Origin of the sequence: Burkholderia sp. Leaf177 (genome assembly GCF_001424345.1) — a bacterium.
Classification (GTDB): Bacteria; Pseudomonadota; Gammaproteobacteria; order Burkholderiales; family Burkholderiaceae; genus Caballeronia.
This window is the reverse complement of sequence record NZ_LMPF01000018.1, coordinates 1-4,651: the sequence shown is the minus strand read 5'-3', so window position 1 is coordinate 4,651 and position 4,651 is coordinate 1. Positions and strand designations below refer to the sequence as shown.

Genomic DNA, 4,651 nt, shown 5'->3' with positions numbered 1-4,651 from the left:
TGCAGCGACTTGGCATGAAGCTGTTTGCAGCCAAAGGAAAAGTTGAGATTCAAGCGCAAAGCGATGAGATGCGATTGCTGGCCGACCAGAACATGACGATCACCAGCGTAAATGGGTGGGTGACGATCGAAGCTAAAGAAGAGCTTCTTCTTAAGTGCGGCGGATCTTATCTCCGTATGTCAGCAACTGGTATCGAAGATGGCACACGTGGGGATCGCACTTGGAAAGCTGCGTCGTTCAGTAAGGCGGAAGCATCCTCGTTAGCGCAACACATGAATAGCCTTCCGAAGACGGCCTTCAACGATCCCTACGTTCTTCGCAACAAGATTACCGGTGACGTGCTTAAGCAACAACCCTACGAGATCGTTCGGGGAGACGGCACACGCATCAATGGGTTGACCGACGAAATGGGCCGAACATCCGTGCAAAAGGGCCACGATATTGAATCTGTAGTAATTCGACTATTAAAGAGCTATGGAGGGTCCGCATGATTTGCGGAAAGAAGCCTATTCTCCGGCGTGATCAAACGGTACCTAGTATGGCAAGTCGGGCTGATGTGTACTTTGTAGTTACGAAGGTGTGCTGTGGCCGTTATAAGAAAGACTTCCATTGCAGTGATCAAACGCCCAGCCAAAAGCGTAATTGCAAGCGATCATCGTACAAACGCTCGCATCGCTTCTTGCCACACTGTTTCAATAATTAGTTGAACATGTATAGCCATGAGTGACCTCACCAGCAAAAGTACACCTGAAGCCGATTCAATCATCGAGGGTAGTGAAAACGACGCCGTCCGGCTACTCGGCGGGTTCGATTCTGATGGTATGCCCGCGGCGCGCGCCGTTTTGACACCTGACAGTGATCAACGAGGCAAAGAAATTCATTTCGATCCCCGCCAACCTATCCCAGTCATATTTCTTCCGGGAGTGATGGGGACACTCTTAGCCGACAAGGACACTGGTGGAACTGTCTGGCGGCCTCCAAATATGGATGCGTTTGGATCTGCAATATCTGGTGCCATCTCAATTGTGGCCGGGTGGTTTGCCAACGCCGCAAAGCGCGCCAAGCTTTTCGACCCAGAACAGGCGATCGTTGATCCTCGTGGTCCAGTCGAAGTCGGGGATAGCGGACTGTCGGAAGATGAAGCCCGTCGGCGGGGATGGAGTACCGTGCATCGCTGGAGCTATCAGCCAACGCTGGCCTGGCTACAAAACGTACTTGATAACCCAATGGCTGAAGGCCAACCCATCGGTGAATGGGCACACGGTGACCCGAAAGCAGAAGGAAAAATGGCCGCCTTGAAATCCATCCTTGGCACCGACCCCGCTGATTACGGTGCATACGGTTCCGGGAGAGCCATCACACTCGATTCAGACGTATTTCGGTCATTGACGCGTTATCGATACCCCGTTTACGCCATTGGCTACAACTGGTTGCAATCGAATCTGTTGTCGGGCCAGCAGGTGTTAGATGGCATTGATTTTCAGGATCCACACGGAGACCAGATCATCCGCATCATGGGTATTCGAGAAATTTGCCTTGAAAACCAGACGGATAAGGCAATCATCATTACTCATTCAATGGGTGGGTTAGTTGCTCGCATGGCTTCGCAGCTTTGCGGGGGCAAGAACGACATGTACGGTGTTATACATGGAGCACAACCGGCCACCGGTGCACCCCTATTCGCCAAGCGATTCCGAACGGGCGGTGAAGATTTTATTAACAAAAGCTTGATGGGACGCGACGCCGCCGAATTCATTGCGATCGCCAGCAACGCTGAAGGGCCAATGGAACTGTCGCCTATGCCGGACTACAACAATGGTGACCCGTGGTGGATATTTGTGGACAAGAATGGAAAGCAGAAAATGGCTTTACCCATTCGAAGTGCTCTCGACGAGCTATACATCAGCGACAAGTGGTATGGGCTAATTCCAGATACCTCCGTGCTCGACCCAGCAGGGATCATTGGGAAACAACTTGAAGACCAGAAGAATAAATCCGACGTGTTTGACCATTTTAAGAAAACGATGCGTGGTGTGGTAAAGCGGCAGGAGATTCTTGTTAACAATTATCATCCGAACACCTACGCAATGTACGGGGATGGTGCGCTCAAACCCAAATTTTCCGGAAGCCGACAGTACACACCGAGGCAGGAGTCGGGGCTGCCCTCAGAAGAACTGATGACATGGGGTTCGGTAGTGTGGCAAGGGGACATTCCCGATGGAGTGAGCGAAGACGAGCTCAAGGCAGCCGTTTGGATTGGCAAAGAACGCGATGATCGCCAAGGTGTGCTGAAAATCGTTGTGGGCGGGCAGACCGTTGTGCTCACTGTGCAGAAAACCGCAAGAAGACCTAAAGACGGAGACCATGAAAACGGTATTATTCCTGGGGATGGCACTGTGCCAAGTTGGTCCGCAGAATCGCAAGGGCGCGGTCTGATCCCAGGCTCACCCCATCCGCTAGTGGGACCCAATGGTGTGAAAATGATTTTCGTACAGGGTGGCTACGAACATCAGTTCTGTTACGCCCATACGTGGACTCGATGGGCGACCCTGTACAGCGTCGCCCAAATCGCCCACAGCATTGAGGCGAATGGAGAATGACACCTACGCTATCTCGCTCGTGCGCCTTTAGAGCATCTATCTTATTTTTGTTATGTAGCCTGTCTGCTTTTGCGCGAACGGCTCCTCGGGAACCTACGATGACCAACAACCCGCTGCTTGCGAATCCCCGTCCATGGTGCATTGGCCGCTTTGTGATGAACCGCCCCGCTCGTAGTGAGTTGAACTCCGAGCGATACGCCTATTGGGGTGACAAAATTGACATCAAAAGCGACGTCAGCGTTCAGGCGTTTCAACACAGAGTTGAGCTACGTGAAACCGAATTGCGTGCTAAGACAAGAACTGGCTCGATCTCTTACAAGGAAATGCAGGCCAAGGGATTAAAGTCTCTGATCGTCAAGACGGATATTCCGTGGCTTGAGAGAGTCATATCACCCACCCAAACCTCGCGTGTCTTTTTTTATAGTGACGACGTAGATCATCCCGACCTTCTCTTAAATGAGGAGGGGTATGTCCTGGCAGGCACGACGATGCTAACCATGAAGTCTCTGCTGAGGCCCGGTGACGTACAGAAATCGATTGAACGTACGAGTGATGTATATCGAAATATCACTTATCGTGACGACTGGACCGTTCCCTCAGGCCCCGGATTTTGTGTAAAGGGCGCTTTGATAGGTGGTCCGTCGCGCAACAGCGAGGAGTCTCAACAGACCATCGTTCTCCAACCCGGTAAAGCTTCCGCGTTTGTACTTAGCATGCGGGTCGCCGTGGATGGTGACCAACGGGCAACGCTACTTGGGACTTTGCCCGATCTTCGACGAGAGCTTCAGACGCAAGGGTACGGCAATACCGTAACCGTACTGCGAGAAAGTAAGCGCCAAGTCGCCGGTATGGACGCGGAAGAAGTATTGTTCTCCGTTACCGAGAACGGGATTCAATTATTCCGCTTCTTTCTCTTGGCGCCAGGCGTCCCCAAAGCGGTAGCAAGACCGTACGTCGACATTCAACTCATCCTGGGCTCGACTAATGACAGCACATTAACGCCCGAACAAGCATCGTCACCAGTCGATGAGAAGGGCTATCGAGATATGGGACTCGCTGCTTGAAAGCCTGCACTTGCGTCCGGGAGCGCTGTGATAGCACTCCGCATTTCGTCGAATATATCGTAATCTCACCGCGCAGGAAAAGTTCGTTTCTAGCGCTTTCTTGCTAGGCTCAGCGCGACTTGCTCAATGCGAATTCCGACGAACGGCTTCGTTGGACGAATCTAACGCACAGTAAAAGCCTTAGAAATTAGATGCGACCTAAACAAAACCCTTGCGAGGCAGCAATATGAAAATCTTGGTGCCCTTGCTCATAGCAACTCTGATAGCTGGTTGTTCTTGTCTCGTACACTCAACAATCGATGGCGACCCACGAGGCGAATATTGTGGGCGTCTGATGCCCAAGATGTAACGCAAATCTCGCTGATCGACGGGAATGTAGTGTCGGCGACGCGATTGCGGCAGTGTGATTATGCCGAGGTACAGAATAAAATTTGTGGAGCTTCGTTATGGTCAAACGGTCTTATTTCGTAAGGGGCGGTAAAACGACGGTCGGATACAGATGGCAGCAATCTAACGCGCGGCCGATCCAATCCGTAAGTAAGCGGATCGCCTCGTTTTTGACTCACTACAGGTCAAGAGGGCCTATGTGTGAGCACGTTATTCTCATAATCCAATTTATGGGTGCCATAGTCGCCCGCTATTATTGGCAATGTACAAGCGGGGTGGCAAACCGTGCGCTGAATGCTCCGACTATTAAAAAGGCTTCGCTTGCGGAAAACGAGGCCATTGCGCTTTGGGACGCGGTATCGCGGACATTACGTCCGCGACCGAATGGCTTCTAAAGTGAACACTTATGCCTGTTGATTTTCGGCGATTACCTAAGGAAGAACCGGAACCGTCTACTCCGCCGTCGAAACCCGTTTGGAGCATTGTCTTCGTCATACTGCTAGTGGCAGGCAGTGCGGCGACGGTGCTGCTATGGCCCGGAGCATTGTCTTCGTCATACTGCTAGTGGCAGGCAGTGCGGCGACGGTGCTGCTATGGCCC

The 4,651-nt window shown here is 52.0% G+C and carries 4 protein-coding genes; all 4 read left to right on the top strand.

Going from position 1 to position 4,651, the window contains the following annotated elements; genetic code table 11:
- The coding region (locus ASG35_RS13570; RefSeq protein ID WP_156393158.1) for a DUF2345 domain-containing protein at window positions 1-491 on the top strand (491 nt) is incomplete at its 5' end.
- Between the two features lie 228 nt (window positions 492-719).
- The gene (locus ASG35_RS13565; protein ID WP_056357851.1) at window positions 720-2,600 is read left to right on the top strand and encodes an esterase/lipase family protein; all 1,881 of its coding nucleotides are present in this window, start codon (window positions 720-722) and stop codon (window positions 2,598-2,600) included.
- 98 nt (window positions 2,601-2,698) lie between these two features.
- Complete coding sequence (locus tag ASG35_RS13560; RefSeq protein ID WP_056357848.1) at window positions 2,699-3,664, top strand: T6SS immunity protein Tli4 family protein; 966 nt, start codon at window positions 2,699-2,701, stop codon at window positions 3,662-3,664.
- Window positions 3,665-4,110: 446 nt separating this feature from the next.
- Window positions 4,111-4,446: a T6SS immunity protein Tli4 family protein gene (locus ASG35_RS32665; protein WP_162244409.1), complete on the top strand. Its 336-nt coding sequence runs from the start codon at window positions 4,111-4,113 to the stop codon at window positions 4,444-4,446.
- Window positions 4,447-4,651 lie beyond the last annotated feature (205 nt).

Excerpts from the sequence above, each read along its gene's own strand:
- ASG35_RS13565 (WP_056357851.1), top strand. The coding sequence starts at position 720 with ATGAGTGACCTCACCAGCAAAAGTACACCTGAAGCCGATTCAATCATC.
- ASG35_RS13560 (WP_056357848.1), top strand. The coding sequence starts at position 2,699 with ATGACCAACAACCCGCTGCTTGCGAATCCCCGTCCATGGTGCATTGGC.
- ASG35_RS32665 (WP_162244409.1), top strand. The coding sequence starts at position 4,111 with ATGGTCAAACGGTCTTATTTCGTAAGGGGCGGTAAAACGACGGTCGGA.